At 45.5% G+C, this 25,245-nt stretch carries 19 protein-coding genes and 2 pseudogenes; 7 read left to right on the top strand and 14 right to left on the bottom strand.

The features are described 5' to 3' along the window. Positions 1–2 precede the first annotated feature (2 nt). From R7Q38_RS03615 to R7Q38_RS03595, 5 genes are read right to left on the bottom strand one after another with little or no spacing between them, the layout of a single operon-like run. Positions 3–1,142: an enoyl-CoA hydratase/isomerase family protein gene (locus R7Q38_RS03615; RefSeq protein WP_053307784.1), complete on the bottom strand. Its 1,140-nt coding sequence runs from the start codon at positions 1,140–1,142 to the stop codon at positions 3–5. An 8-nt stretch (positions 1,143–1,150) separates the two neighbouring features. After that, positions 1,151–1,936 carry an enoyl-CoA hydratase gene (locus R7Q38_RS03610; RefSeq protein ID WP_053307785.1) on the bottom strand — a complete coding sequence of 262 codons (786 nt, stop codon included), beginning with the start codon at positions 1,934–1,936 and terminating at the stop codon, positions 1,151–1,153. 38 nt (positions 1,937–1,974) lie between these two features. Next, positions 1,975–3,129, bottom strand: a complete 1,155-nt coding sequence (locus tag R7Q38_RS03605) for an acyl-CoA dehydrogenase family protein (protein WP_318114069.1) — start codon at positions 3,127–3,129, stop codon at positions 1,975–1,977. A gap of 19 nt (positions 3,130–3,148) precedes the next feature. After that, the gene (locus R7Q38_RS03600; RefSeq protein WP_154204423.1) at positions 3,149–4,642 is read right to left on the bottom strand and encodes a CoA-acylating methylmalonate-semialdehyde dehydrogenase; all 1,494 of its coding nucleotides are present in this window, start codon (positions 4,640–4,642) and stop codon (positions 3,149–3,151) included. 23 nt (positions 4,643–4,665) lie between these two features. Further along, positions 4,666–5,877 carry a thiolase family protein gene (locus R7Q38_RS03595; protein WP_005375769.1) on the bottom strand — a complete coding sequence of 404 codons (1,212 nt, stop codon included), beginning with the start codon at positions 5,875–5,877 and terminating at the stop codon, positions 4,666–4,668. Positions 5,878–6,152: 275 nt separating this feature from the next. On the opposite strand from R7Q38_RS03595, the gene R7Q38_RS03590 reads away from it, so the two are divergent. The 5 genes from R7Q38_RS03590 (at position 6,153) to R7Q38_RS03570 (ending at position 11,170) form a co-directional block, all read left to right on the top strand. Continuing rightward, entirely contained in the window at positions 6,153–6,527 is a 375-nt protein-coding gene (locus tag R7Q38_RS03590; protein ID WP_017821195.1) for a MerR family transcriptional regulator, read from the top strand. A 66-nt stretch (positions 6,528–6,593) separates the two neighbouring features. Beyond that, positions 6,594–7,763 carry an isovaleryl-CoA dehydrogenase gene (locus tag R7Q38_RS03585; RefSeq protein WP_005387610.1) on the top strand — a complete coding sequence of 390 codons (1,170 nt, stop codon included), beginning with the start codon at positions 6,594–6,596 and terminating at the stop codon, positions 7,761–7,763. A 25-nt stretch (positions 7,764–7,788) separates the two neighbouring features. Then, positions 7,789–9,393 carry a carboxyl transferase domain-containing protein gene (locus tag R7Q38_RS03580; protein WP_086047315.1) on the top strand — a complete coding sequence of 535 codons (1,605 nt, stop codon included), beginning with the start codon at positions 7,789–7,791 and terminating at the stop codon, positions 9,391–9,393. A 29-nt stretch (positions 9,394–9,422) separates the two neighbouring features. Then, positions 9,423–10,262 carry an enoyl-CoA hydratase-related protein gene (locus R7Q38_RS03575; RefSeq protein WP_086047314.1) on the top strand — a complete coding sequence of 280 codons (840 nt, stop codon included), beginning with the start codon at positions 9,423–9,425 and terminating at the stop codon, positions 10,260–10,262. Beyond that, a complete protein-coding gene (locus R7Q38_RS03570) occupies positions 10,262–11,170 on the top strand; it encodes a hydroxymethylglutaryl-CoA lyase (RefSeq protein ID WP_154203916.1) in 909 nt (302 codons plus the stop codon). Before R7Q38_RS03575 ends, R7Q38_RS03570 begins: the two co-directional genes overlap by 1 nt. A 46-nt stretch (positions 11,171–11,216) precedes the next feature. Here R7Q38_RS03570 and R7Q38_RS03565 read toward each other — a convergent pair whose 3' ends face one another. From R7Q38_RS03565 to R7Q38_RS03540, 7 genes and pseudogenes are all read right to left on the bottom strand, one after another. Next, positions 11,217–12,095: a DMT family transporter gene (locus tag R7Q38_RS03565; protein ID WP_005375761.1), complete on the bottom strand. Its 879-nt coding sequence runs from the start codon at positions 12,093–12,095 to the stop codon at positions 11,217–11,219. A gap of 391 nt (positions 12,096–12,486) precedes the next feature. After that, a pseudogene (locus R7Q38_RS25170) lies at positions 12,487–12,840 on the bottom strand (methyl-accepting chemotaxis protein); the annotation flags it as partial. A 180-nt stretch (positions 12,841–13,020) separates the two neighbouring features. Beyond that, positions 13,021–13,707 (bottom strand): annotated as a pseudogene (locus R7Q38_RS25165) (PAS domain-containing protein); the annotation flags it as partial. A gap of 1,270 nt (positions 13,708–14,977) precedes the next feature. Continuing rightward, positions 14,978–15,892 carry a hypothetical protein gene (locus R7Q38_RS03555; protein ID WP_005386210.1) on the bottom strand — a complete coding sequence of 305 codons (915 nt, stop codon included), beginning with the start codon at positions 15,890–15,892 and terminating at the stop codon, positions 14,978–14,980. Positions 15,893–16,241: 349 nt separating this feature from the next. Beyond that, complete coding sequence (locus R7Q38_RS03550) at positions 16,242–16,544, bottom strand: hypothetical protein (RefSeq protein WP_031781024.1); 303 nt, start codon at positions 16,542–16,544, stop codon at positions 16,242–16,244. Positions 16,545–16,749: 205 nt separating this feature from the next. Then, positions 16,750–17,688 carry an alpha/beta hydrolase gene (locus R7Q38_RS03545; RefSeq protein ID WP_017635745.1) on the bottom strand — a complete coding sequence of 313 codons (939 nt, stop codon included), beginning with the start codon at positions 17,686–17,688 and terminating at the stop codon, positions 16,750–16,752. 72 nt (positions 17,689–17,760) lie between these two features. Further along, positions 17,761–18,675 carry an alpha/beta hydrolase gene (locus R7Q38_RS03540; protein WP_017821078.1) on the bottom strand — a complete coding sequence of 305 codons (915 nt, stop codon included), beginning with the start codon at positions 18,673–18,675 and terminating at the stop codon, positions 17,761–17,763. 128 nt (positions 18,676–18,803) lie between these two features. On the opposite strand from R7Q38_RS03540, the gene R7Q38_RS03535 reads away from it, so the two are divergent. Further along, complete coding sequence (locus R7Q38_RS03535; protein ID WP_137282529.1) at positions 18,804–19,733, top strand: LysR family transcriptional regulator; 930 nt, start codon at positions 18,804–18,806, stop codon at positions 19,731–19,733. Between the two features lie 68 nt (positions 19,734–19,801). On the opposite strand, the gene R7Q38_RS03530 is transcribed toward R7Q38_RS03535, so the two are convergent. Beyond that, on the bottom strand, positions 19,802–20,995 hold the full coding sequence (locus R7Q38_RS03530) for an acetate/propionate family kinase (RefSeq protein WP_005386205.1): 1,194 nt from the start codon (positions 20,993–20,995) through the stop codon (positions 19,802–19,804). A 363-nt stretch (positions 20,996–21,358) separates the two neighbouring features. On the opposite strand from R7Q38_RS03530, the gene R7Q38_RS03525 reads away from it, so the two are divergent. After that, positions 21,359–22,897, top strand: coding sequence for a putative bifunctional diguanylate cyclase/phosphodiesterase (locus R7Q38_RS03525; RefSeq protein ID WP_031781023.1), 1,539 nt, complete (start codon positions 21,359–21,361; stop codon positions 22,895–22,897). A 72-nt stretch (positions 22,898–22,969) separates the two neighbouring features. Here the strand turns inward: R7Q38_RS03525 and R7Q38_RS03520 are convergent, their stop codons facing one another. Beyond that, positions 22,970–24,901 (bottom strand): DEAD/DEAH box helicase, encoded by a 1,932-nt coding sequence (locus R7Q38_RS03520; protein ID WP_005375680.1) that lies wholly within the window; start codon positions 24,899–24,901, stop codon positions 22,970–22,972. Between the last annotated feature and the right edge of the window lie 344 nt (positions 24,902–25,245).

Below are 25,245 nucleotides of genomic sequence, written 5' to 3'. Positions count from 1 at the left end.
CCTTATTGACCTAGTGTTTGTTCACCCAAATCAGCAAGCGGATGTTCGTCATCCGGCCAAAGTGAGGTAAACAAGGTATCGATGATATCTTCATCGACTTCACTGACATTGTTAAACATCCAGTTAGGTTCGCCATCCCGGTCAATAAGCCGAGAACGGACGCCCTCTTTAAACTCACCTAATAAGGCACTGCGAACCGATAAACTCAGCTCCAAGCGGAAGCAACCTGCAAGTGGTAAACTGTGGTATTCTTTCACTTGTCTGAAGCAAATATGCGCGGTGATCGGACTGCCTGCGGCGAACGTTTGTTTCGCGTTTTCTATCCACTGACTGTTCCCGTCGATAGCCATGATTCGCTGTGCTATCGTATTAAGATCAAAGCCTTTGCACGCTTCCTCTATCTGATCTAAGTATGGACAAATTTGCGTGGTTGGTTTGCTATCAATAACTTGTTCTTCCATTAACTGTAGTAGTGCAGTTACCAACTCTTTCGCATCTTCTTTGCCCCACTGGAGCCGCTTTAGCTCATCCAGTAAGGTGGGATACTGCTCTTCCAACAGTAACCAATCGGCCAAACCAATAGTGACAGCGTCACTTGAATTTACCATTGAACCTGTCAATCCGAGGAATAAGCCCACTTGCGGATCTATCTGGCTTAAAAACCACGTACCTCCCACATCAGGATACAGTCCGATATTGATTTCTGGCATAGCAAGGCGTGATGTTGTTGTCACAACTTTATGGCTGGTTCCCATAAAAAGCCCCATCCCACCGCCCATGACAATACCTTCTCCCCAACCGATAATGGGTTTGTTGTAAGTGTGGATGAGATAGTCACACTCATACTCCAACGAGAAATAGTTCGTACAGAACTCTACGATTTTTTCTTTACTCTCGTTATGCATGACGTGATACATAGCTCGAACATCACCACCAGCACAGAATGCTTTTTCTCCAGCGCCAGTCAGTACCACACAAGCCATATGTGGATCATCTTGCCACTTGATAAGCTGATCGTTAAGTTGGACTAACATGTCATACGTCAATGCATTCAATGAAGCGGTGTTGTCTAACGTTGCGATACCAATGCGGTGCACGCCATCTAAGCACTCTATTTCACTAATGGTTACCATCCCTGCCATGTGGCCTCCTATCGGTTTTTCCATTGCGGTGGGCGTTTTTCTAAAAAGGCGCGAACACCCTCAACTTGATCTTCCGTATCAAAAAGATTCAGAAACAACTCTCGCTCTTTCATTAAGCCGTGCTTAAGTGGCGCAGAGCGCATATTTTGAATGAGCGCCTTACATGCGGCGACAGAAGATGGTGACTGGTTCGCAACAGATTCAGCAAGTTCCAGCGCTTTACTTAAAGCTTCACCTTTGGGAACCAACTCCTCAACTAGGCCTAGTTCTTTTGCTTTGTCAGCGCTGACTTGCTCTCCACATAAAATGATACGCTTTGCCCAGCCTTCCCCTACTAACGCTGTGAGGTTTTGGGTACCGCCAGCGCAGGGCAAAAGTCCGACTTTGGCTTCAGGTAAAGCAAGTACCGCTTGCTCTTCAACGACTCGAATATCACAAGCTAATGCCACTTCTAAACCTCCACCCATGGCGTAACCATTAATAGCGGCAATGGAAACACCACGGAATTCCGAGAGCGTTTCAAAGGCTTCACCAAAGCATCGCGCCATGTCTAACGCAATCGCTTTGTCACCGTCAGAAAATAGCTTGAGATCTGCACCAGCAGAGAAAAACTTTTCTCCACTGCCGGTTAAAACCAGTGCGTAGACCTGCTTATCATTGTTAAGTGTGAGTATCAGCGACTTCAGTACCTTGAGGCTCTCTGCTGTCCACGTATTGGCTGGCGGGTTGTTCATCGTCACCACCGCAACGTGATTAGTGATCGTATGTTGAATGGCTTCTTGGGTTAATGGCATATCTGAATCCTTTCTCAATGAGCAAATCCAATACTTCGCTACAGCAAGGCCGACTCCTCAGAGAGCAAACGACGTGCGATGATCAAGCGCATGATTTCGTTTGTCCCCTCCAGAATTTGATGCACACGCACATCTCTGAAATGACGCTCCATTGGATACTCTTTGATGTAACCATAGCCGCCATAAAGCTGCAGCGCTTGGTCGCAAACCTGAAAGCCCACATCGGTTGCGAACCGTTTTGCCATAGCGCAATAAGCCGTCGCATCGGGGTCATTTCGGTCGAGCTTGCTGGCGGCATAGCGCACTAACTGCCGTGCAGCCACGAGCTCTGTCGCCATGTCTGCTAATTTGAATTGTAAGGCTTGAAACTGCGCAAGCGGTTTGCCGAACTGCTTACGCTCCTGAATATACTGTGTCGCCTGTTCAAGGGCCTGTTGAGCCGTACCGACGGAACAGGTCGCAATATTTATACGCCCTCCATCAAGCCCTTTCATCGCAAAGACAAAACCTTGCCCTTCTTCGCCCAGTAAATGGCTAGCTGGAATAACGACATTTTCAAAAGTAACCGCTCGTGTTGGTTGGCTGTTCCAGCCCATTTTGGGTTCTTTGCGCCCATAGCTGATACCATCTGCGTGAGCAGGAACAACAAATGCAGACACGCCTTTGGCACCCGCTTCTCCGGTTCTCGCCATCACGACCAAAACATCTGTCTCTCCCGCGCCAGAGATAAAGGTTTTGCCGCCGTTGATGACATACTTATCTCCCTTTTTTGTAGCGGAAGTGGTCAGTGCAGCGGCGTCTGATCCTGCGTTGGGTTCGGTTAAGCAATAGGAGCCTAACCACTCCCCCGTAACTAATTTCGGACAGAACTGCGTTTTGGCTTCATCGGTAGCAAAACTGGCTATCATCCAACTGACCATATTGTGGATAGTCATGAAAGCGGTCGTCGACGTACAGCCCATTGAGAGTTGTTCAAAGATAATTGACGCATCCAAGCGGCTTAACCCTAAGCCGCCATGTTCTTCTGGTGTGTAGAGACTGAGAAACCCCAGTTCCCCCGCCTCTCTCAATACGTCTTTGGGGAAGATCTGCTTTTCATCCCACTCCGCCGCCATCGGTGCTAAACGCTCATCGACAAATTGTTGAGCGGTATCGGCAAATGCACGTTGATCTTCATTAAGTTCAAAGTCCATAAAAGCTCCTTTTATTCACTCAGCGCAGTTGGATAGTCAGATTAGGCCCCGTTGGAATATCGTCATCAAACCAACGCGCCGTCACCGTTTTGGTCTCGGTATAAAAACGCACTGCTTGTTTACCATATGCATGTAAATCACCATAGAAACTGCCTCTCCAACCAGTAAAGGAGAAAAATGGTAAAGGAACTGGAATAGGCACATTGATCCCAACCTGACCGACTTGAATGTCATGCTGATATTTTCTCGCAGCAGCGCCATTAGCCGTAAAAATGGAAGTGCCGTTCCCGTATGGGTTGCGATTCACCAACTCAATGGCCTCTTGCAACGTTTCGACTTCCATACAAACTAAAACAGGGCCAAATATCTCTTGCGTGTAAATCGACATGTTCGCTGTTACACCGCTAAACAAGGTTGGGCCAATCCAGTTTCCATCGGGAAAGCCTTCCACTTCACACTGACTGCCATCGAGTTCACACACTGCGCCTTGTTGTTTGCCATCTTCAATTAGGTCCAATACGCGTTGTTTAGCTTGCTCACTGATCAGTGGGCCATAAGCAGCTTGCTCATCGTCCCAAGGCCCTGGGTGTACTTTCGCCATTGCCTGTTTGAGGTCTGTAATCCATTCTTTTGAATCGCCGACAAATACCGCAACAGAAATTGCCATACAACGCTGCCCCGCCGCCCCAACGGAGGCTCCGATTAGGTTATTCACCACTTGTTCCTTGTTCGCATCAGGCATGATCACCATGTGATTTTTAGCACCAGCAAAAGCTTGAACGCGTTTAAAGTGTTTCGTACCCGTGGTGTAGATATAACGGGCAACAGGAACCGAGCCAACAAATGACACCGCTCGAATGTTAGGATGAGCCAGAAGAAAGTCGACTTGCTCTTTGCGGCCATGAACGATCTGCAACACTCCTTTCGGCGCGCCAGCTTGCTCAAATAGTTCAGCTAAACGAATAGAGGTCAACGGCACTTGTTCGGAGGGTTTAAGCACAAATGTATTGCCCGCAGCGATAGCGATTGGGAACATCCACAACGGAATCATGGCTGGAAAGTTAAACGGCGTGATACCACAACACACACCTAGGGGCTGAATCATTGAGTAACTATCAATATCCGTGGCAACGTTTTCGACGGTTTCTCCCATCATGTTGCTAGCAATGTTTGCCGCCTGCTCAACCACCTCGATACCACGCCACACATCGCCTTTGGCATCCGCTAAAATCTTACCCGTTTCATGAGAAAGCAGTGTGGCAAGCTCATCATGATGTTCTTTGAGCAAGTGCTGATAACGCAGCATAACTCGGGCACGCTCGGATACTGCCACTTCCTTCCAGGATTGGAATGTCTCTTTCGCATTATCAATGGCGGCTTCCATCTCGTGCTCAGTGGAACATGGGACGTACGCAATGACATCATTAGTGGCGGGATTGGTTACCTCAACCCAATCCGATGTTTGAGATTCACGAAACTCGCCACCAATAAACAAGGGAACCAAACGAGTCATCATTTACTCCTTTCTGATTTCAATTAAAGCGGTATTTCAATGCCTATCGCCGTGGCTTCTCCACCGCCGATACAAAGTGACGCAACACCCCGCATCACTTTTTTGGCTTCGAGATCACCATTGGTGCCTAGCGCTTGTAGCTGACGCAAACTGTGAATCAATGTCACCAGAATTCGTGCGCCACTAGCCCCTATCGGATGCCCAAGTGCACAGGCTCCACCTTTAATATTTACTTTGCTCGTATCAAGCCCAAGTTCCGCCACCGCTATTTGTGTCACGACGGCAAAGGCTTCATTGATTTCCCACAGGTCCACTTCATAAATGGACCAATCTAGCTGGAACAGCAGTTGCTCAATTGCGTAGACGGGGGCCAAAGTAAATTCTGCAGGTTTTCTGGCATGTGTAGAGTGCGCCTTGATGATCGCAAGTGGTTTAAGCCCCTGATGACGCGCAGTGTCTTCATCCATAAGCACAAGAGCCGCCGCGCCATCTGAAATGGCACTCGAATTAGCAGCGGTCACCGTACCTTTTTCATCGAATGCAGGTTTGAGTTGAGGAATTTTACCAAGGTCAATCGAGCGTGGGTGCTCATCGTAGTCCAGCACCGCTTGTTCTGACTTGGTATTGAGTGAAACCGGCGAAAGTTCATCGGCAAACAAGCCTCGCTCTTGAGCTTCCAACGCACGTTTTGCCGACATCACGGCCCATTCATCCATTTGCTCTCTGGTGAACTTAAGCCTGTCAGCGACTTGCTGAGCATAAACACCCATTAAGTGCCCTTCGTAAGCATCTTGTAGCCCATCGAGAAACATGTGGTCATACGCAGACTGGTGCCCCATACGCATTCCCTTTCTCGCCTCCCTCAGCAAATACGGCGCATTGGTCATACTTTCCATACCACCAGCAATGGCAGAGCGAATCGTTCCAGCTTTAATGAGATCGTGCGCTAACATGACGCTCTTCATGCCAGAGCCACACACTTTGTTAATGGTGGTGCACCCTACGCCCAAAGGAAGATCTGCCCCCATAGATGCTTGCCTAGCAGGAGCTTGTCCACACCCTGCTGGAAGCACACATCCCATGAACACTTCATCCACCGAAGTCACATTCACTTCGTGCATTGCCGCCTTGATCGCCAGTGCGCCTAATTGAGGAGCAGAGTAAGTTTGCAACTTGCCTTGAAAGCGCCCAATTGGCGTTCTTTTCGCGCTGACAATCCAGATGTCTTTTCCCATGATTCGCATTCCCTTAAGGTATATGTGAACACTTGGCAGACTGATGACACCCTACATAGAATTACTCACCAAGCGCCACACCAGCCTTTATCGCCTTTTTCACTAACAAACTTTCATTCCGCGATTTCTTGACGTTTACGTAAGCATAGCACTAGCCTTTACAATGAGATGAAAAAACACACCAAGCAGACGTTTATATTTCAAAGTTGATGTTCGGCCTTCCCATTTAAGGTTCGATTTCCAGAAACTGGATTTTTATTCGAGGTAAGTATGTTATGGAAAAATACAAGATCAGTGACCTCGCCAAGGAGTTTGATATTACTACTCGCAGTATCCGGTTTTATGAAGACGTGGGTCTGATTGAACCAGAGCGAAAAGGCAATATGCGCGTTTATCAACGCAGGGATAGAATTCGCCTCAAACTGATTTTAAGAGGGAAACGACTCGGTTTTTCATTGGCAGAAATTCGTGAACTTTTCGAGCTCTACGACATGCAACAAACCGAAGGACAGTTATTGAAAATGCTCAATATCATTGAAGAGAAACAAGCCGTCCTACAGCAACAACTCAACGACATCAGCGTCGTTATGGCAGAGTTGAATGCCGCTAAGGAGCGTTGTATTCAAACACTCAAAAGCAAGCAGACATAAACGCTATACTCAATTAGCAACACCGCTACAGGCTTTTCCACCTTACCTCTGAAACCGGGAGACGTTATGAAAAGCACCTATACCCCACTCAATTTCGGACTTGGTGATACCATCGATATGCTCCGAGAACACGTTAATGCCTTTGCTACGGAACATATTGCGCCCATCGCCGCTGAGATAGACCGCGATAACCAGTTCCCGAATCATTTATGGCCTTTGTTGGGAGAAATGGGGTTGCTTGGTGTGACCGTCGATGAAGAGCTTGGTGGTGCAGGCATGGGATACCTCGCTCATGTTGTTGCCATGGAAGAAATCAGCCGTGCCTCTGCGTCTGTCGCTTTAAGCTACGGCGCTCATTCTAACCTGTGCGTCAACCAAATCTTTCGTAACGGCACGCCTTCTCAACGCGAAAAATACCTTCCAAAACTCATTGATGGTACGCACGTTGGCGCCCTAGCGATGAGTGAGCCCAATGCCGGTTCAGACGTGATAAGCATGCAACTGAAAGCGGAGAACAAGGGCGACCATTTTGTACTGAATGGCAACAAAATGTGGATAACAAACGGGCCCGATGCTGACGTAGTGGTGCTTTACGCTAAAACAGATGTCAGCGCAGGTTCACGTGGCATTACCGCATTCATTATTGAACGTAACTTCGCAGGTTTCACTCATGCTCAAAAGCTGGACAAGCTAGGCATGAGAGGCTCGAATACTTGCGAACTTGTATTTAACCATTGCGTAGTGCCAAAAGAGAATATTCTTGGCGAGTTGAATCAAGGCGTCGAGGTGTTAATGAGTGGGCTGGATTACGAGCGCGTCGTCCTCGCTGCCGGACCACTCGGGATAATGCAAGCTTGCATGGACATTGTGGTCCCGTACGTACATGAACGAGAGCAGTTTGGAAAATCCATTGGCGAGTTTCAGTTAGTTCAGGGCAAGATCGCCGATATGTACTCTCGAATGAGTGCAGCAAAAGCGTATGTATATACCGTCGCAGCGGCTTGTGATCGAGGTAACGCAACACGCAAAGACGCCGCTGGCGCGATTTTGTACAGTGCAGAACTCGCCACACAAATGGCACTCGATGCAATACAACTGCTCGGTGGGAATGGCTACATCAATGAATACCCTGCTGGTCGTTTGCTACGTGATGCAAAGCTTTATGAAATCGGCGCGGGTACCTCAGAGATTCGCCGCATGTTAATAGGCCGAGAGCTGTTCGAAGAATCTCGCTAACAGAACATACGACAAGGAAGTCATTATGGCCATTATCAAAAGTAAAACTAAGCCAACTGACGAGTTATTTCTTTCCAATAAAGCCGTGATGGAAACGTTGGTCACTCAACTTAATCAACACATCGAGACCATCAAACAGGGCGGCGGTGAAAAAGCCATTCAGCACCAGAGGCAAAAAGGAAAACTCCCCGCACGAGAACGCATCGCGCGCTTGCTTGATGACAACACTGACTTTCTTGAAATCAGCCAGTTTGCCGCCTGGCAAGTGTATGACGAAGCGATCCCCTGCGCTGGTGTTATCGCCGGCATTGGTATCATAGAGGGGATTCAATGCATGGTCATCGCCAACGATGCTTCGGTAAAAGGCGGAACCTACTACCCACTCACGGTAAAAAAACACCTTAGAGCGCAAGAGATTGCCCAACGTTGCCAACTCCCCTGCGTGTATTTGGTGGACTCCGGTGGCGCAAATCTCCCTCATCAGTCCGACGTCTTCCCCGACAAAGAACACTTTGGTCGCATTTTCTTTAACCAAGCGAGAATGTCAGCGAAAGGCATCCCCCAAGTTGCTGTTGTGATGGGGCTTTGCACTGCTGGGGGCGCGTACGTTCCTGCCATGGCGGATGTCTCCATTATGGTTAAAGAGCAAGGCACCATTTTTTTGGCGGGACCACCTTTGGTGAAAGCAGCCACTGGCGAAGTCGTGACGGGTGAAGAGCTCGGCGGTGCAGACGTGCATTGTCGGAAATCTGGTGTCGCAGATTATTACGCTGAAAATGATGAACATGCCCTAATGCTTGCGAGAGAAGCCATTGCCAATGCCAATAGAACAAGACCTGTTAAGCCAGAAAACACCGTGCTTCCTCCCCGCTACGACGCAGAAGAAATCTACGGAATCGTGAATGCCAACTTACGACTGTCATTCGACGTTCGAGAAATTGTTGCCCGCATCGTCGATGATTCTGATTTCGACGAATTCAAAGCCTTGTATGGCAGAACGCTAGTGTGTGGCTTCGCTCGTATTCAAGGACACTTGATTGGTATTGTGGCAAACAACGGTATCTTGTTTTCTGAATCGGCACAAAAAGGCGCGCACTTTATTGAGCTGTGCGCCAAACGGAAAACACCGCTTCTCTTTCTCCAAAACATTACCGGCTTTATGGTCGGAAAAAAGGTTGAAGAAGAAGGCATCGCAAAACATGGCGCCAAGTTAGTGATGGCCGTCGCTTGTGCTGACGTGCCGAAGTTTACCGTGATCATCGGTGGATCGTACGGCGCTGGTAATTACGGCATGTGCGGCCGAGCGTATGATCCAACCATGATGTGGATGTGGCCGAACGCGCGTATTTCTGTGATGGGCGGAGAACAAGCAGCAGGCGTTTTAACACAAGTTCGAAAAGACGCGAAGGAACGTCAGGGGGAAGCGTGGTCAGAGCAAGAAGAGCACATTTTTAGAGAATCGATCATAGACTTGTATGAAACACAAGGACATCCCTATTTTGCGAGTGCTCGGCTATGGGATGACGGAATTATTGACCCTAAAAAAACGCGTCAGGTGTTGAGTCAAGCGTTAATGGCAGCATTAAACGCCCCCATTCCTGATAGCGAGTTTGGCGTCTTCAGAATGTAAACATCCAAAGATGAATTAAGGAAGTAAGTATGCAGGAAATGCAACCAAGCATTATTCCCAACGCCCAAAGGCAAGATGATGTTCTTTGGCATGTCGATGATAATGGCGTAGCGACCATTACCCTAAACAGAGCAGCCAAACACAATGCTTTTGACGCTTGTACGATCGACTTGCTGATCCACCGCCTAGATTATCTCGCTTTACGAACGGATGTGCGGTGCTTGGTATTAAGAAGTAACGGTAAGCATTTTTCATCCGGGGCCGATTTGAATTGGATGCAGTCGATGGCCGACAGCACGAGGCAAGATAACTTCATTGATGCCCAAAACTTGGCAAGACTCATGGAAACATTAGATTCGTTCCCTCAACCCACCATCGCAGTTGTTCAAGGTTCCGCTTATGGTGGTGCTTTAGGGTTGATTTGTTGTAGTGATATCGCCATCGCAAGCCAAAGTGCCAACTTTTGCTTAAGTGAAGTTAAGCTTGGTTTAGTTCCAGCGACCATTGCGCCTTACGTCATGCGCGCGATGGGGAATAGACAAGCTAGACGCTATATCTTAAGTGGTGAAGTCATTTCAGCCGAAGATGCCGAACGGTTTGGTATTGTGCACGAAGTGAAAGAAGCCAAACAGCTTGAAAATGCGGTCGATAGCGTAATCAAGACGTTGCTACTTAATAGCCCAGATGCGATGCGTAAAGCGAAAACGCTCTGCCATCAATGTCATCAAAACCCCATCGATCAACAACTGATTCACTATACTAGCAAGCTCATTGCGGACATTAGAGTATCACCCCAAGGTCAAGATGGGCTGCAAGCGTTTCTTGAAAAACGTAGCCCAAGTTGGGTCACCAAGTCACAGGACAAGTAATGCTACCTTCCAAAGTAAAGATTGTCGAAGTAGGTCCTAGAGATGGGTTGCAAAATGAATCTCCTGTTGCGACCCAGACTAAAATCCGGCTGATCAACTTACTCTCTGATACTGGGTTAACGCATATTGAGGTGGGCTCTTTTGTCTCACCCAAATGGGTGCCACAAATGGCGGACTCAACAGAGGTCATGAAAGCAATAACACGGCGAAATCATGTTACCTACTCTGCCCTGACTCCAAACCTAAAAGGCTTAGAACAAGCGTTGGAGGCTGACGCCAATCAGGTCGCAATTTTCACTTCATCCTCAGAAGGATTCTGCCAACACAATATCAATTGCTCGATTGCAGAAAGCCTAACTCGCTTCGAACCTGTAATGCGATTAGCCACCAAACACGGCATCCCTGTTCGTGGCTATCTATCCTGCGTTGCCGACTGCCCTTACGATGGCCCGACAGCCCCTAAACAAGTGGCGAGCGTGGTCAAATCACTCATCGATTTAGGGTGTTATGAGGTGTCTCTAGGCGACACAATCGGTACAGGCACGCCAAACCGTATCGCTGCTATGCTAGAAGCCGTCATGTTGGTTACACCTCTCCCCCAACTTGCTGTCCATTTCCACGATACATGGGGACAAGCGCTCGCCAATATTCATCAAGCATTAAGTATGGGCATCAATACCATCGACAGTAGTGTAGCTGGGCTGGGTGGATGCCCATACGCTCATGGAGCATCAGGGAATGTCGCAACGGAGGATGTACTGTATTTATGCCAAGGGTTAGGAATAGAGACGGGGATCGACTTAGAGCTACTAGCTAAAGCTGGCTGGATGATCAGCGAAGAGCTGGGGCGGGAGCCTACATCAAAAGTGTCATTAGCATTGCGTAACCGCGTATTATCACTTTCGTAGAAGGCCATCCGGCACCTCAAATTCTCCCAACCCAAGTTAATTTGCTCTACTTTCGAGTAGGGAAGCGAAACCGCCCGCCAGTACGATAAATAATTAGAGAAAATAAGATAAGCACACAACCTACTAGTTTATTTGCCGTTAGCACTTCGCCATACCACAGCACGCTCAGAATAACCGTCCAAACTGGTTCTAATATCATAATTAGAGCAGCGTTACCTGCCTGAACAAATTTTTGCCCCATGGTTTGCATTACGTAACGCAAGCTCGTCGCTAATAAGGTACTCAACGCAAACCACCACCAAATAGAGGAGTCAACCTCTGCCGGGAAAGATTCCATAAAAAATGAAACCAACAAACCTAAGCAACCTGCTGAAAAAAGTTGCACGCAAGTAAGCAGCAACACAGGTAGTTTTTGAGAGTATTTGCTATTCACATTAAAATGAAGCGCCAAAACCAGTGCTGCACCAAGAAACCACAATTGACTGGCCGATTGTTTCCAGCCACCAACTAAAGAAAGACAAGCAAGACCTAACACAGCGATAGGCAAAGAAAGCCAGAAAATTCGTTGTGGTCGTTGACGAAACATAACCCATGCAACAATCGGCACAAACAGCATGGAAAGGCTCATGATAAATGCGCCCTCCCCGAGAGTATCACTGATAGAAATAGCGTAAATCCATGTCATAACGGCACTGCCTAACAGGAGCCCGACACCACCAGCAGAAAGCACATCTTTTAAGTTTGCTTTCAGCAAAGGTCGGTAACATAGAGGCAGTAAGCAGAGCGAAGCGATAGTAAATCGCGCCCCAATAAAGCCAAAAGGTGGTAAACCCTGTATTGTTTCCTTAGAGAATATCCAGCCAAGTGCCGCGATCATCGTCGTCGCAACCAGAATAACCGTCGCTTTGCGTTCTGAGTTAAACATAAGTACTCACAAAATATGGAACACACAATAGCGCAGCAAGAGAGTTTCACTGCGCTATTGTGTAAATTTGAAAGGGGTTTGTGTCGAGCGAAAAAGTGAAAGCCCGATCCTCTCCTGTATTGTTGTCACGCAGATTGAAGTTCTGCTTCTAGATACATTAAATGCAGGCAAAGTCTTAAGGCAAGCCTTTTCGCATACTAAATTACTTTAGCATTCTATACAGCAAGCAAACTGGCTAAAACCAGTACCGGGTGTCGAACTACCTACCCTTCAAAACGCTTAACTTGACTGCGGCAGGAGTAGTATTGCGACTTCAGCGCACCTCAATACAGGTTGAATAAGGCGAATTGCTTTTTACCAATCGCCTCTGCAATGAAAACTTATTGATTAACTACAACGAGCGGTTAAATTGCTCCACGGCCTCTACAACACGGCTAGCGCCATCTTGTATTTCATTCATCACATTACCTGCTTTTTCAGAGAGCTCTAGCGTATCTAGTGCTTCTTTTTGGCATTTAGCGATCAGCTTAACTGCGTTATCCGTTCTCTGTAGGTTTTCACTTACCATTGTGACAATTTCATCGGTGGTTGCATTGGTTCTTGTAGCAAGCTGTCTGACTTCATCAGCAACAACGGCAAAGCCTCTACCATGCTCACCCGCACGAGCCGCTTCTATCGCCGCATTTAACGCCAATAAGTTAGTTTGGTCAGCGATACCACTGATGCTATTTACCAACTCGCTAATACGCGATGAGTGCGCTTTAAGCTCGTCAATCGCCGTGTTCGCTTGCTGCATTTGCTCGGAAAGTATCTGCATCTTTTCTAACGTTGAGCCTATAACCTCTTGCCCTTGCAGGGTTTGTGTTCCAGTTTCTTGGGAGATTTCGTTCGCCAATTGCGCAGCCTGGGCCATTTTCTGTTCCTGCATCACCTGCTGGGTAATATCTGTCGCGAACTTAACGACCTTGTAGAGCTCTCCTCTGTCGTTATGGATAGGGTTATATGAAGCCTCTAACCACACCTCTTCACCATAACGGTTAACTCGTTTGAATCGCTCTGATGAAAATTGCCCTTTTGCTAAACGTTGCCAAAACTCACGGTAAGCTTGAGAGCTCGACTCTTCCTGATCACAAAACATGCGATGATGCTTCCCTAGAATCTGATCAAGCGTATAACCCATTGTGTTTAGGAAATTATCGTTGGCTTTTAAAACATGACCATCTAATGTGAACTCAATCACCGCCATAGAACGACTTAATGCATTTAGCATGTCCTCTTGCTCACGAGATGATTTGATCGTTCGCGTAAGTTCAGAAGCAAAAACAAAAAAGCTTTCTACTTCTCTGCGCTCATTTAAAACAGGCTGGATAATCGTTCTTAACCAGGCTTCCTCACCATTACCTTTCTGTACTTGCAATGCCCCATTCCAGAACACTTTATCTTGGACGGCTTTCTTCATTCGATGAAAGTGATCTGTATTGCGCGAATTTGACGGTACCAATTCAGTAATTGATTTCGTTAAGATCTCATCATCATTTAAGAAAAGTTCTTGCTGTAGCTTAGTATTTGCAGAAGTAATGATGCCTTTACTATCCAATGTTAAGCGGATCATCTCTTCATCTAAACTGGTTTGGATTTGCTGCAGGATTTGCAACTCCTGCTTTAATCGTTGATTTTCTTGTTGAAGCGACTTATTAAAAAACATGACTTTCTCTCATTTGACCGACCTTCGGACTAGTCAAAGGTTTATTATTTATATACCGAATAAACTGCAAGCGGCAAAATCATTTGGTTGCATATTCAAACGCGATTTCTATTTCTCATCAAAGGACCCCGCTGGGAATACGGCGATTTTTTCTCCAGTGTAACCTAGCGCAGTATACTGAAATTTCTTCAGCGCCCAAGCTGTTTATATATTTATCAATATTAAAGCTCTTTATCGCCAGTTTGAGGTTTGTATTTGTGGATATACTTATATGGAGAAGTTGACTTAGTTCCAATAATTTTTGCCGTTTTATCGCTGTTCCATCCGCCGTTTGAGCGATTATCCACTCCTTATTCGCTTGTATTTCTATTAACAACGCACGGAGGAACCAATAACAGCACACCGACCAACAAGCTTTTGGACATTTTTGAGTTAGTGATTTTGCTAAATTAGCGAAATACTGATTAGTTTATGTATGGATGGGCTTCAAATGCGTGGCCAAACTCCTTTGGCCACTACAAACTGTAGGATTAGTATTCCATTAACCAACCAAGGAGTGTTAGCTCCAAGAATGGTAAGAATGCTGAAAATTGGCTCGGACATTCGTGACGTGCACCACCCAGTGGACGTTAACGATATTGCCCCTATGAAGATGCCTCTGCGCTATGTGACGAAGTATTGGCAGTGATTACCAAGCTTCCTCAAAAAGTAAACGGCTATTGACTTTCATTGGTCACCAGTTCGCTAGTGGCCATCTTCACTAAACCTTTAATCGCAAGTCTCGGGGGGAAGAACATAAGTTTTGCTTGAGAACTTCAATGCAAGCTCCCGTTCAGATACACATTCAATATAGCCTTTCTCATTAAGCTCTTGCTTTGTTGATACATTCGTATGCCAACCATATGCAAAGGAAGCCAAGAATAAGCAGCTTAGAACTAACACAACCACTTTAGGTAACCATCTTAAGCATCGGCCAGTAGTGAATACTATCAATGACAATAACGATGCAGTGATCATTGCGTAGCTAAGAGCCAGTAATGACGCGTCATTTAGTGGGCTGTATATCTTGACCACATTTGGGAGACTTTCTGAGTCGTAAAGGCCATTGGTAGAGAAAGGGACTATGAGCAATGATGATGCTATGCATGCCGCCAAAAATAGTCCAGAGCGAAAACGATTAATTTTCATCAATCAACCTCTCAATTTCTTTTTTCATTGGTTCGGTGAACTTGTATTGGTCATCAATAGCCGAAACAACTTTACCAATACCGAAAGCAGTAAGCACAAAGAAACCCAACAATAACGCTGTTGGTGGCGCTGCAAACGCTGCGGTAACTCCAACTCTAAGCCCTATCGTTATGCCTTGAGCAATCACACCAGCAACCACACTTTTTGATACATCCGATGTAAACTGTCCTACTACCTCACCTAGCGTTTTTTCATCGTGCAATATGTAATCAACTGCATTAACCGCACCACTGAACACAAGTTCTACATAGATATTGCTGCTCAAGAAACTGACATTGCCTCGAACGGTGTTTAGGGCGTGGCCAATTTTAAGCATTTTAGGCGTTGCTTCCTGCCAACGGACACCTAAATCTAAATATCGAGGCTTGTAGTTCTCAACCACAATGTTCATTACACCATTGATATTGACGGCTTTGGCGGTTGCCCCAAATCCACCGAGATCTTTGGCCACGTCATAAGCGTCTTTAAGTCCCTTGCTAACGCCAGTGTAGTCCTTACCTATAGTGAGCTGTCCGTGCGTGTCTTTAATGAGCAAATCCAAATACTCGTTGGCTTCTTCAACGGTTAGTACGGCAATACTGACGTTCTCTTGTTGAGAGGTGTCCCATTGATATTCTTTAGCTTGCTTTTGTAAATCATCGTCCCATTCTTTTTCTGTTAAGCCATAAGCTTGTTGGGCAGCTTTGCGTTCAGCAAGAACGCGCTCTCTATTTTCAGCCCATCGTTTCTCATCGCTCGCGGTATATCTCAGCTCTTCCTGACGTTCTAGGCGTTGACGTACTGTACGTTCTCTTGTGGTTTTTTGTCTTTCTACTGGAGCTACAGGAGCGGATTCATATCTCATGGGGTTTAGTTTTACTAGTAAATGAAAAAGGATAATAACAATATTTTCAGTGCTTTATCATCCCCCAACAAGATACCTCGAGGAATTAACTGGTTAAATAGGCAAATTGCCAAGTCAAACAAGCATAGTGAAGGGGCAAGTTATGTTGGTTTGTATTCTATCGGATAACTTTTTGTAGGGTAAAACGCAAGCACCAAATTTTGTAGAGTATTTACTCCAGCTTATTTTGGGGCAAAGATAAGTTTGGCAGAGAAAGCCCAAGCTTAGTCTTCAGGCTTTATATCAAAACTCATAAAATGAAGCTTTGGATGCCTAAAACAACCCTAACTCACTTCAATTGCTGCCCGCACTAACACTTTTGTTTTGTATCGTAACTGATTTGCTTACTGACGTTCTTTAGTTGCACTCCTACCTTATTAAAGGCCTTTTGAATAGTTGTGGAAACATGCTGGCGGCCCTCTCCTTCAAAAAAGTTAGCTCGATCTTGCTTCGTTTCGAAGACGCAGACTATTTCTAAGCTTTGTGGAAAAGAAGAGAATTTGACGGTATGAGTCACCCAAAGAAAGCCATCGTAGCCTTTTAGCGTATCTTCACAAACTTCGGTCAACACTTCTCTAATTAGATTCTCGACCTTCTTATCTGATTTGCGCATAAATTAAACTTCATTCCTATCTAACGCCTTTAATTAGGTTTCAGTGTACATTGTCTTAAACAGTATTTGGCAGTGGTATTTAGTCAATAGCCTGTAGATGAGGTTATTCGCACGAAGATTTACCGACCTACTCGCTTCGAACTACATCTTACGCTGTTAAAAATAAGCGCTTTGCAACTCTACAAAACGCTTCTAACTTATTAGATTATTTTAAGTGTGTTTCAAGGAATGCAGAAACCTTGTCCATTGCAATGCCGACTGCTTCTGGATGGTCATACAGTTCATAGTGAGACCAATTTTCCAAATTAACCAGCTGTCGGTCTTTTGATTGAACAGAGCGGCCATAAATTTCCTGCCCATCACGATAAGCACCAAATGCCCCGACTTTTTGCCCTACCACGGCCATAACAGGCTGAGTCAATAACGTTTCGGCAAATGCAAAGGCATCCCAGCTCAGTGTTTTCTGTGCATGTGAAAACAGCATACGAGTTGCACCACCTTCGGTTTGTCCACGTGATGTTTTGTAGTATTCAGTAGCTTCGAACACGTCTCGTTCTGTTAATCCATTTTCTTTTGCAAATTCAATATTTGGAGGAAGAAGTTCATCGATTTTCAGCTCTGAGCCGCGAGCTTCGGCTGTTCTCTGTGCAGCCATAGCTTCAAGATTGGCGATAGGGTCGTACATACTAAAGCCTTCACGGAACAAGCGGCCTAAGTTAACAGGCGTAATACCTACGACAGCTTTCAAGCGCTTTTCGGTTAGGGCTGAATTGATCATGTAACCACCACCGCCGCAGATACCGAGTCCACCAATTCTATTCTCATCGACATATGGTAAAGTTACTGCATAGTCGATAACGCGACTGATATCTTCAACACGTTGACTTGGGTCTTCTACGTAGCGAGGCAATCCCCCCGATTCTCCTTGGAAGCTCGCGTCAAATGCGATCACGACGTAACCTAACTCAGCAAGGGCTTTACCATAGACAGCGCTGGATGTTTGTTCTTTACAACTACCAAAAGGATGAACACTTATCATTGTTGGGTAGCGTTTCGATTCATTGAAGCCTTCTGGGAATAAAATTAATGCAGACATATCCCAAGACATATCAGCATTTCTAAAAGTGATTTTTTGCATATTCATAATCAATACCTTAAGAGTAAAAAGCCTTGAGAGCAGAAAGGCTCGAAGCAATTGAGCCTTTCATCGGGAATATTAAAGAGTGCGTTGGAAGAAAGATGCGAGTTGGGATACTGCGTCATCGACGTATTCGGCAACATCATAAAGCGACATATGGTTTGCACCATCAATGGCATACAAGGTTTTATCTGAACTCGCTGCACGTTCTATCAGGTCATCACTCATCCATTTGCTGCCTGCGTCACTACCAACGACAGCAAGAATTGGCTGAGTTAGGAATGCTTCCGCTTTGTGGTACGCATCGTAAGTAATGATCTGGTTTAAGTTACGAGTTAGAGCAAAACCCGGCGCATTTGGATGTTCACAACGTGGTGTGTGGTAATACTCCCAAGCTTCGCGTAGCTCTGCATTTGAGGCATCTTCTTCACGCATCGGAGCTAGAGGAATAGTCGCGAATTCTGTACCATTCGTGTCGGTTGTGCGAGCATTCGAACCAAATTCTAAGTAACCAACAGCGTCAGCATCGTTAACCGAATTATCCCAACCATTACGGAACATTTGGCCAATGTTTACGGCACTAACCATACCCAGTGCTTTGATTCGACGATCATTGATCGCTGCATTTGCACTATAGCCCGCACCAGCACAAATCCCCATTGCGCCAATTTTATCGTTATCGACGTACTCTAACGTTGTCAGATAGTCGACGACTGCGCTCACGTCTTCAGTACTCGTGTAAGGGTTTTCCATTTGGCGAGGCTCACCTGTACTTTCACCTTGATACGAACGGTCAAACGCAATGGCAATTATGCCGCTTTTTGCAAGTTTACTCGCATATAGGCCTGCGGTTTGCTCTTTTACGCCACCACCTGGGTGTGAAACAACAACCGCCGCATATTGTTTACTTGCATCAAAATCTGTAGGGAAGTTGATAACCGCTGAAATCTCAATACCTTGACCATTGAGATTTTTGAAAGTGACTTTAGACATAGCGACATTCTCCATTAGAGGTTAACTGTTCATCTCAGGCTGACCTAAGCTTCGATGTAATATTAGTCAACACACTGTTTCGGATAAATATCGTTTTATCTACATGACTGTTTAGTTATACTTAACAAATGAGAATAGAACCTTCTTTAATTTCATCACTGACGTGGTTTGCACATATTGCTCGCCATCGCAGTTTCACTAAAGCAGCCTTAGAAATGGGGGTAACCCGTGCTGCCTTATCACAACACCTAAAAGCGTTAGAACAACAGCTACAAGTTCGGTTAATTAATCGAACCACCAGAAGTATGTCGCTGACGGAAGAAGGCCAACGTCTGCTTGATATTTTGCAACCTTCATTGGTGAACATTGAGCAGGTCGTTAACGAATTGAACGACTCTCATCTTGAGCCTTCGGGATTAATCCGTATCAGTGTATCAAGAACCGCTGCTCGGCTGCTTATTGAGCCCTATCTAGGTGAGTTCCTCTCTCGTTATCCTAAAATACGCCTAGAGCTAATCATGGATGATGGCTTTTCTAACATCGTCGCAGAAGGCGTTGACGCTGGCATTCGCTTAGGATTAAGCTTAGATGAACATATGGTTGCGGTCCCTATTACTCCGCCGTTAACAACCGCAATAGTGGGCTCTCCTGAATACTTTAGGCAAAATGGACTACCTCAAACTCCTGAGGATTTAGAAGGTCACAATTGCCTTGCTTATCGTTTTACCTCTAGCGGAACAATTGATCATTGGTCCCTAACCTCTCCAGATGTTGCAAAGCGCACCCTAGTTTTCGAGCCTAAAGGCAATGCTATTTTTAATGATGACTATAGTATGTTACAAGCTGCAATACAGGGTGTGGGTTTAGTGAAGCATATTGATTTATGGGTGGAAAAGCACATAAATGAGGGAAGATTGACCCGAGTTCTGACACCTTGGTGCAAAGAGTTTCCTGGGTTTTATTTATATATACCTTCACGAGAGCATATGCCGAAAAAAATCCGCGTCTTGATGGATTTTTTAATCGAAAAGCGCGAAGCTCTGAAACTCAAAGAGTAATTACCAAATTGCTTTAAATAAAAAAGCGAGCACGAGGCTCGCTTTTAACTTTCTGTTTTCGTTATATATTACAATAGCTCAACCGATTGTTTGGCTATCACAAATTCCTCGTTAGTAGGAATAACAAGAGCTTTGGCACCTAACAACTCAGATGTTGCAATAACACCTGCGTTACCAAATCTTGCATCTTCGTTACCTTTCTCATCTTCAACAAAACCTAACAGTTTTAGGTTTTTCAAGATTTCACGACGAATTGGTAGTGAGTTTTCACCAATACCACCAGTGAAGATGATGCCGTCTAATGAATCCAGAGCCGCTAGGTAGGAAGTAATGTATTTCGCAACGCGGTAAGTGAAGATCTCAAATGCCAACTTCGCACGTGAATTCCCCGCTTCCATTGCTTCTAGTACACCACGAGCATCACTTGTCACACCAGATACACCTAAGAAACCTGACTTCTTGTTCATCATCTCGAACACTTCGTCTTTTTCCCAGCCTTTACGGAAAAGGAACTCGATAACACTTGGGTCTAGGTCACCACAGCGAGTGCCCATCATTAGGCCAGCTAACGGCGTCAAACCCATACTTGTATCAACACATTCGCCATTTTTAACCGCACTCACTGATGCACCGTTACCTAAGTGCACAGTGATAAAGCTGCTTTCTTCAACCGGCTTATCTAGCATTTTCGCTGCTTCACGGCTTACGTAATAGTGGCTTGTGCCGTGAGCACCGTAACGACGCACTTTATGCTCTTCGTAAAGCTCGTAAGGAAGTGCGTACATAAAGGCTTTGGCTGGCATTGTTTGGTGGAAAGCAGTGTCAAATACAGCAAATTGAGGCAGTGAAGGGAACGCCGCCATTGCCGCTCTCATGCCTTCAGCGTTCGCTTTGTTATGAAGTGGTGCAAGTTCAGCAAGGCGCTCTACTTCTTGAATAACTGTTTCATCAACTTTCACAGTTCCTTTAAAGGTTTCACCGCCTGCGACAATGCGATGGCCTACAGCGACAAATTTTGAGCTCAAACCTAGAGTTTCGAGTAGTTTTACCACTCGCTCAACAGCGTACTGATGATGGTTACCGCCAGCTGGAATTGCTTCAACGGTTTTTTCTCCCTGATATTTCCAACTGATTTCAGCTTCAGGTAGACCAAAACACTCACCAATACCTGATACCAAAGCTTCACCGGTTTCAGAATCAATAACAGCAAATTTTAATGAAGAGCTACCAGAGTTGATCACCAGTACAAACGAATTAGACATGAAATAGTTATCCTGTTGTAGAGCAGAGGTTGTAATAGCGCTTGTGCGCTGCGTACTTCTTGTTTGCCCCTCTATTATTCAATAATTTTTTAATCTTTCAACAATCTTTTAGTAAAAGCGATTTGATTGAACAAATTTTGTTGATCTGTAGCAAGTTTTGATTTTATTTGAAGACTAAAAAATATCACTTGTTAAACATAATTTATGAATAGGTCAATTTGTACAAAGTCAGATATATAAGCTACGTTGTTTATTGGGTGAACAAAAATAACAAACCAATCAATAAATCGGGGTAATAATGTGCCCACTATTGCATTTCTATTAGTGATCTTAGGTTTGATTTTGCTCTGCTGGGGATGGCAGATGACAAAAAACATCTGCTCGAAAACTGACGTAACCGGGTGGACTTTCCTATTATTGTTAATCAGCTGTTTCATTTTTGCTTATGCCGTTTTTTTGCACGCTATCATGCAAAAACCTATTGCTTCTCTCTTAGAAACGGGGGTTTCTCTTATACTTTTTGGCGGCAGTATCTTTGTCGTGCTGGTGATTAAGTGGAGCAACGATTCGATATTAGAGCTTCATACCGTTGCTGAAAGAGAGAAGCGCAATGCCGTCCATGACGCTCTTACTGGGCTCCCTAATCGTAAATACTGCTTTGAGTCTATCGAAGGCAGAATACAATCTAGAGACCCATTCTCGGTGATCCTTTTTGACGTGGTTAATTTTAAACAAGTCAACGATGCAATGGGTCACTTTTGTGGAGACCAGTTACTTATTCAAATTGGTCAACGCCTTCAGGGGAAACTGAAAGGCAATGACCAGATATTCCGCGTTGGTGGTGATGAATTTGTCATCCTGACATCTTCTGCATGCGAGGAAACGGGTAAAAAACTCATAGAAGAACTAGATTCTGCAATGTCTGAACGCTTTCATTTAGATGAGTTTCAAGTTTCCTGCCGCGTTGTTTTTGGTATAAGCACCTACCCATATGACGCCCTAACCAATGATCTTTTGATCAAGCACGCAGATATCGCTATGTATCACGCCAAGCGTAATGGCAATCTTTTTGCGTTTTATAATGAGGATATGAACGTCGGGGCTAAGTACCAACTTGAGATATCTTCTCGTATTCAATGTGCGCTTGAAAAAGAGGAGTTTCAGTTGTATTACCAACCGTTGATTGATGCACACACTAACTTAGCTGTCGGTTTTGAAGCAGTGATTCGTTGGCATGACGAAAATGGTAAAACGATCTCACCCAACGACTTCATTCCTATCGCAGAGCGTAGCAATCAGGTGCACAACATTACCATGTGGGTTCTTAACCAAGTAGAAAGGGATCTGCAAACATTTATAGAGAAAGGCATTAAGCTTCCTGTCCACGTAAACTTATCAGCGAAAGATCTCTCATCTAACTTGCTGTTTAATCGCTTAGAAACTTTGCTCAAAGTAAACCCGCAATTCGCTGACCTAATAAGTTTAGAGATCACTGAAACGATGGCGATCGATAGGGTCGTTGAGCTCAACCCCTTAATTCATCAAATTAAAGGATTAGGTATAAAGATCAGCTTGGATGATTTTGGCACTGGGTATTCATCTTTGTCACTGTTAAGAGATCTTCCGGTTGATCAAATTAAAATCGACCGCTCATTTCTCTCCACAGCAAGCCGCACAGAAGGCTCCCGCTCTATCGTTGAGAACACGATTGCGCTAGCACATGGATTAGGGTATTCGGTCGTAGCAGAAGGCGTTCAAGACATGGACACACTGCATTTTTTGAGAAGTCGAGGATGTGACATCATTCAGGGTTACTTGTTCTGTCCTGCCCTGCCCTTAGACGAAGTAATAAGTTGGGTAAACAAACACGATGAAAAGCAAAACCGTATTAGACGCGCATAAAAAAGCCGAGCGCTTTGCTCGGCTTTAAATTCTTTTTGTAGCGACTTAAACCGTCGCTTTAATCACTAGTGATTATGCGTCTGTACGACGGCCACGACCGTGACCACGTTCACCACGATGTGCACCACGGTGATCACCACCACGGTTGCGATCGAAACGACGTTCGCCACCTTCACGATTGCCATCGCGGTTGCCGTCACGGTTACCACGGAAGCCACCTTCGCGACGGCCGCCTTCACGACGATCACCACCACGGTTGCCGCCTTCGCGGTTGCCACGGTAACCACCGCCATCACGACGACCACCATCGCGACGACCACCGTCACGGCGACCACCACGAGACTCGCGGAAATCATCGAAATCACATACTACAGCACCAACATCTTGTTGACGGATACGTAGTTTGCTTAGCTTGTTCGCCGCGTCTGAAGTCATTGCTTTAGGTAGCTGTACGAATGTGTGACCTTGAGCTAGCTTGATCGCACCGATAGAACCTTTACCTAGACCTAGTTCGTTTGCTAGAGCGCCAACGATGTCTTTAACTTGAACGCCTTGCTCACGACCAACTTGAAGCTGGTAAGTATCCCAGTCTTGGTTGTTGAAGTTACGACCGCCGTCGCGACCACCTTCACGGCGCTCTTTACGACGTTGCTTGTCACGCTCAATTGCTTCAACCATTGGGTCTTCGCCAATGTAGAACAGAGGACGTTTGCCTTGCTGACGCTTAAGAAGCATAGCAGCAAGTGTTGCTGGGTCGATGTCTAGAGAAGTTTGTAGTTTCTCTACCAGCTCAGCAAATTTGTCTAGTGCTTTGTGCTCTTTCTCTGCTTCAAGCTCAGCGCCTAGCTTAGCTAGACGAGCTTCAGCAACTTGGTCACGTAGAGGAAGTTGGATTTCTTCCATAGATGACTTAGTTACACGCTCGATAGTGCGAAGCATACGAATTTGGTTAGTGCGAACTAGAAGGATCGCTTTACCCTTACGTCCAGCACGGCCAGTACGACCGATACGGTGGATGTATGACTCAACATCAAAAGGGATGTCGTAGTTAAATACGTGCGTAATACGTGGAACGTCAAGACCACGAGCTACAACATCAGTTGCAACTAGGATGTCAATAACACCTTGTTTGATGTGATCAACAGTACGTTCACGTAGAGACTGAGGAATGTCACCGTGCAGTGCAGCTGCTTTGAAGCCACGTGCAGATAGCCAGTCAGCCAGACGCTCAGTATCTTGACGAGTACGTACGAATACGATTGACGCGTCAGTTTCTTCAGTTTCAAGAAGACGAGACATCGCTTCATCTTTCTCTACACCTTTCACTACCCAGAACTGTTGTTGAACTTTGTCTACAGTGTGGTTTTTACCAGCAACGTCAACCGTTACAGGGTCACGAAGGAAGCGTTCAACGATCTTCTTCAGCATTGGAGGCATAGTTGCAGAAAACAGAACGCGTTGTGCTGACTCTGGAGCGTGCTCCATGATCGCAGTTACGTCATCTACGAAACCCATGTTTAGCATTTCGTCTGCTTCATCAAGAACGAAAGTACTAACTTCGTCTAGGTGTAGACGTTCGCGATTGATAAGATCTTGAACACGGCCTGGAGTACCGACAACTACATGAGCGCCACTTTTAAGAGCACGCATTTGGTCGACAATAGATGCGCCACCGTAAATCTCTAGAACTTTCAAACCTTTGATATTTTTACCAAGGTTTTTCATTTCCGCTGCAACCTGAATTGCCAGCTCACGAGTCGGAGCAAGTACAATCGCTTGCGGTTTGCGTTGGTTTAGATCGAGTTTGTTGAGAAGAGGCAGAGAGAACGCTGCTGTTTTACCTGTACCTGTTTGAGCTTTACCCAGCGCGTCAGCACCTTCCAATAGGTGTGGGATTGCCGCAGCCTGAATTGGAGTTGGTGACACGAAACCCATTCCGTCTAGAGCAGAAAGGATAGAATCATTCAGAGATAAATCACTGAATTGAATAACAGAATCTTGCATTGGGATCCTACTTAATTAAACAAAAAAACAGTCCCATATGCTCTTCCAATTCGATACTGATCCATCCAGATACTGATTCCATTCAGACGGGAACACAGCACAGTACACAACCGCGATAAGCCATTAGGGACGACTAAGGGAGGCGGATTATTCCTTAAAAGCATAAAAAAATCCAGAAAAAATTGAATTACATCACAATTTATTCTCAACAATGGTATTTTTAGCATATTTTTCCACCAGCCCTACCATTCCCCGTAGATTCGCGTAACTCACAGATGAGAATTTCATCAATATTTAAGCCAATTTCTCGTGGTTAAATTGGCAAAATTCACGGCGAAATTACG

Source organism: Vibrio sp. Vb0598, from assembly GCF_033338935.1.
In the GTDB taxonomy this organism is placed as follows: Bacteria; Pseudomonadota; Gammaproteobacteria; order Enterobacterales; family Vibrionaceae; genus Vibrio; species Vibrio alginolyticus.
The sequence above is the reverse complement of the archived record's forward strand: the minus strand, read 5'-3'. Positions and strand labels throughout refer to the sequence as shown.

What these genes read in the sequence shown, in the direction of transcription:
- R7Q38_RS03545 (WP_017635745.1), bottom strand. Translation starts at nt 17,688, where the DNA reads ATGAATATGCAAAAAATCACTTTTAGAAATGCTGATATGTCTTGGGAT.
- R7Q38_RS03555 (WP_005386210.1), bottom strand. Translation starts at nt 15,892, where the DNA reads ATGAGATATGAATCCGCTCCTGTAGCTCCAGTAGAAAGACAAAAAACC.
- R7Q38_RS03600 (WP_154204423.1), bottom strand. Translation starts at nt 4,642, where the DNA reads ATGACTCGTTTGGTTCCCTTGTTTATTGGTGGCGAGTTTCGTGAATCT.
- R7Q38_RS03530 (WP_005386205.1), bottom strand. Translation starts at nt 20,995, where the DNA reads ATGTCTAATTCGTTTGTACTGGTGATCAACTCTGGTAGCTCTTCATTA.
- R7Q38_RS03535 (WP_137282529.1), top strand. Translation starts at nt 18,804, where the DNA reads ATGAGAATAGAACCTTCTTTAATTTCATCACTGACGTGGTTTGCACAT.
- R7Q38_RS03605 (WP_318114069.1), bottom strand. Translation starts at nt 3,129, where the DNA reads ATGGACTTTGAACTTAATGAAGATCAACGTGCATTTGCCGATACCGCT.
- R7Q38_RS03540 (WP_017821078.1), bottom strand. Translation starts at nt 18,675, where the DNA reads ATGTCTAAAGTCACTTTCAAAAATCTCAATGGTCAAGGTATTGAGATT.
- R7Q38_RS03595 (WP_005375769.1), bottom strand. Translation starts at nt 5,877, where the DNA reads ATGGGAAAAGACATCTGGATTGTCAGCGCGAAAAGAACGCCAATTGGG.
- R7Q38_RS03575 (WP_086047314.1), top strand. Translation starts at nt 9,423, where the DNA reads ATGCAGGAAATGCAACCAAGCATTATTCCCAACGCCCAAAGGCAAGAT.
- R7Q38_RS03550 (WP_031781024.1), bottom strand. Translation starts at nt 16,544, where the DNA reads ATGCGCAAATCAGATAAGAAGGTCGAGAATCTAATTAGAGAAGTGTTG.
- R7Q38_RS03585 (WP_005387610.1), top strand. Translation starts at nt 6,594, where the DNA reads ATGAAAAGCACCTATACCCCACTCAATTTCGGACTTGGTGATACCATC.
- R7Q38_RS03610 (WP_053307785.1), bottom strand. Translation starts at nt 1,936, where the DNA reads ATGCCATTAACCCAAGAAGCCATTCAACATACGATCACTAATCACGTT.
- R7Q38_RS03590 (WP_017821195.1), top strand. Translation starts at nt 6,153, where the DNA reads ATGGAAAAATACAAGATCAGTGACCTCGCCAAGGAGTTTGATATTACT.
- R7Q38_RS03520 (WP_005375680.1), bottom strand. Translation starts at nt 24,901, where the DNA reads ATGCAAGATTCTGTTATTCAATTCAGTGATTTATCTCTGAATGATTCT.
- R7Q38_RS03580 (WP_086047315.1), top strand. Translation starts at nt 7,789, where the DNA reads ATGGCCATTATCAAAAGTAAAACTAAGCCAACTGACGAGTTATTTCTT.
- R7Q38_RS03615 (WP_053307784.1), bottom strand. Translation starts at nt 1,142, where the DNA reads ATGGCAGGGATGGTAACCATTAGTGAAATAGAGTGCTTAGATGGCGTG.
- R7Q38_RS03565 (WP_005375761.1), bottom strand. Translation starts at nt 12,095, where the DNA reads ATGTTTAACTCAGAACGCAAAGCGACGGTTATTCTGGTTGCGACGACG.
- R7Q38_RS03570 (WP_154203916.1), top strand. Translation starts at nt 10,262, where the DNA reads ATGCTACCTTCCAAAGTAAAGATTGTCGAAGTAGGTCCTAGAGATGGG.
- R7Q38_RS03525 (WP_031781023.1), top strand. Translation starts at nt 21,359, where the DNA reads ATGACAAAAAACATCTGCTCGAAAACTGACGTAACCGGGTGGACTTTC.